This window comes from Levilactobacillus paucivorans (assembly GCF_001437125.1).
GTDB classification, from domain to species: domain Bacteria; phylum Bacillota; class Bacilli; order Lactobacillales; family Lactobacillaceae; genus Levilactobacillus; species Levilactobacillus paucivorans.
This window is the reverse complement of sequence record NZ_JQCA01000075.1, coordinates 1-2,407: the sequence shown is the minus strand read 5'-3', so window position 1 is coordinate 2,407 and position 2,407 is coordinate 1. Positions and strand designations below refer to the sequence as shown.

The 2,407-nt window shown below is 47.4% G+C and carries 2 protein-coding genes; both read right to left on the bottom strand.

Features of this window, described 5'->3' with window-relative positions; translation table 11 throughout:
* Positions 1–98: 98 nt before the first annotated feature.
* Positions 99–1,061, bottom strand: a complete 963-nt coding sequence (locus IV54_RS07400) for a GH25 family lysozyme (protein WP_057878748.1) — start codon at positions 1,059–1,061, stop codon at positions 99–101.
* Between the two features lie 276 nt (positions 1,062–1,337).
* Positions 1,338–2,264: a matrixin family metalloprotease gene (locus tag IV54_RS07395; protein ID WP_057878747.1), complete on the bottom strand. Its 927-nt coding sequence runs from the start codon at positions 2,262–2,264 to the stop codon at positions 1,338–1,340.
* Positions 2,265–2,407: the final 143 nt, after the last annotated feature.

Below are 2,407 nucleotides of genomic sequence, written 5' to 3'. Positions count from 1 at the left end.
AAGTGAATGTGCCGTTCAAAATCTCCACCAATACGATTTGACAGAGACCCAAAAAAACGATGGTCAACTCGGAAGTTGATCATCGTTAGCATTACTCTTTATTTGTAAGGCGTCACGTAGTTCTTTTGGGAAGTAACGTAGTGACCATTGGTTAATTGGTAACGGTAAGAGCCCTTGTTGTTCTTAACAACGGCCTTTACGGCTAACTTCTTACCAGCTTTGATCCGCGTCTGTGAGATCCGTTTGTTCTTAGTGAACAACGTCGACGTGTATTCGAAGACTGGCTTCTTAACCGTGACACCCTTAGCGCCGTCCAAAGACTTGTAGTAGCTAGGCTTAGCCTTGGCTTTGTGCTTCATGGAACCCGTGAACCACTTGTCAACGGTGGACTTGTCTAAGACCTTGTTCAAGTCGACGTTACCACTGATTCCGGAAACGCGACCTGAACTGGTGTATTGCCAGAGGTCAACGGACGCGCCCGAAACCTTAGGTTTGTAAGAACTGTACTTGGCAATCCAAACCCCATCGAACTTGCTGAAGTTCAGCTTGTGAAAGTTAGCGTAATATTCACCAGCGTACATGATTAAAGGCTTGTCGGTTAACTTACGCATCGTCTTTAACCAAGCGTTAACGTAGGTTTGTTCCTTGTTCTTAGCAGAAGGCATCCGCTTTTCTTCATCCAAGGCAAAGAACTTGGTGTTCTTGTCACTACGCTTGTAGAAGTCTTTGGCTTCCTTCTCGGCATCCTTCACACTCGTGAATTCAGCAAACATGTATTGACCAAATGGGACGCCATACTTGTGGGCACCCTTGGCGTTGACCGTTCGCTTACTGTCGACCATGTAACCAGCGTCACCCTTGCTCCCGTGTTGCACACGGATGATGGCGTACTTCAGGTCCTTAGAAGCTTTCTTCCAGTTAATGTTTCCCTGATATTGCGAAATGTCAGCAACCTTTTTGGCAGCGGCATCGGCCTTAGTCGTGTTGAGTCCCACACCAACGGCGAGAACAGCGGCGAAGGCGGCAATACCAACACTCAATTTATGTAACTTATTAGACATAAAATACTTCCTCCTCAATCTTTGCCTTCATTGTACACGGTATGGCCGGCTAAAAGGTTACCACAGGTTTACAGTTGATTACATTTAGATTTCAGCCCTGAAAGGTCGGACGACATGGAGCGGGTAAACGATGGGTGTGGGGGGATGGTGTTGGTGGGGATTAACCAGCGCCTAAGTCATCGAACTGTCAACTAGTGTGTGAAGAACCGGTAAATGTTGGTCGTTTAGCCATGAAAAAAGCGCGGCTCGCGGCCACGCTTTCGGTGAAATTTAAGTTTAGTGAGCAGCGGCATAGACCTTTAATGCCAACTTAGCCCGGTTCTTATCCGTTGTAGTGATTGGATTGTATTTAGACAAGCCAGCCTTAACCTTCTTGTAGCTGTAAACGTTGCTGTTGCCACTCTCAAAGTACATAAGATCGGCCTTCTTCGGGGAGTGGTTCAACCCGAGCACGTGTCCCAATTCATGAGCGACGGTGCTAGCATATTCGTACTTACGGCCAGTCTTAGCCACGCTGTTGACCCCTTTGACTTCCTTCTTCAGGGTGTCATAAGCGGGCAGAGAAGTTTCGACCGCTGCGGCCTCGCTATTGAAGCGGCTTTGATAGTTGTCGTCACTTGTCGTGATACCCTTGGCAGCTAAATTAGCTTTGGCCTTGGCCTCAATACTCTTCGCATACTTCTTGTAGAAGGCGTCATTGAGTTGATTCGTCATGGAAACGGCAATGTTTTGCGTTTCGTCACGGTAGTAGGACCACCGAACTTGAAGCTTCTTCTTGCCAGGCGTCCACCAAGCGTCACTCTGATCGGACTTAGTTGGCTTAGCTTTCGAGATGGAAAGTGTCAGGGTGTGGTTCTTCTTTGAACCCTGAACAAATTCCTTCTTCCCAAGCTTTTTATTCCAATAGTTCATGGCGATCTTCGTACTACTCTTGAGACTTGAATCACTGGTGTTGATCCAAACTGTCGCACGTCCGTTCTTCTTCAATGCTGATTGCGCATCATAGGTGAGCTTGTAGCGCTTAGCCAATTTGCGAGCATTCTTACGGTAGTAGCTCTTGGACTTCTTCAGCGTCGTCGATGACGGGTTCACACTGGCGGCATGGGCTGTCACGGTGCTGGTCGAGATCACGGGTGTAATCAGTAGCGCCGCGGCAGCAGTCACGAGTAGTGAACGGATTCCTAAATGGTGTGTTCGATGCATGAGTTTGACCTCCTCAATTCCCCAAAACGTCATGTTTACAATAGCATAGCCTTTTCCCCGTAACGGGTCAAGCAAAGAAGGCCCCAAGTATGTGTCAAGTTTTCCTAGGTGCCTTATAATCAACCAAATATTTATACACAATA

What these genes read in the sequence shown, in the direction of transcription:
- IV54_RS07395 (WP_057878747.1), bottom strand. Translation starts at nt 2,264, where the DNA reads ATGCATCGAACACACCATTTAGGAATCCGTTCACTACTCGTGACTGCT.
- IV54_RS07400 (WP_057878748.1), bottom strand. Translation starts at nt 1,061, where the DNA reads ATGTCTAATAAGTTACATAAATTGAGTGTTGGTATTGCCGCCTTCGCC.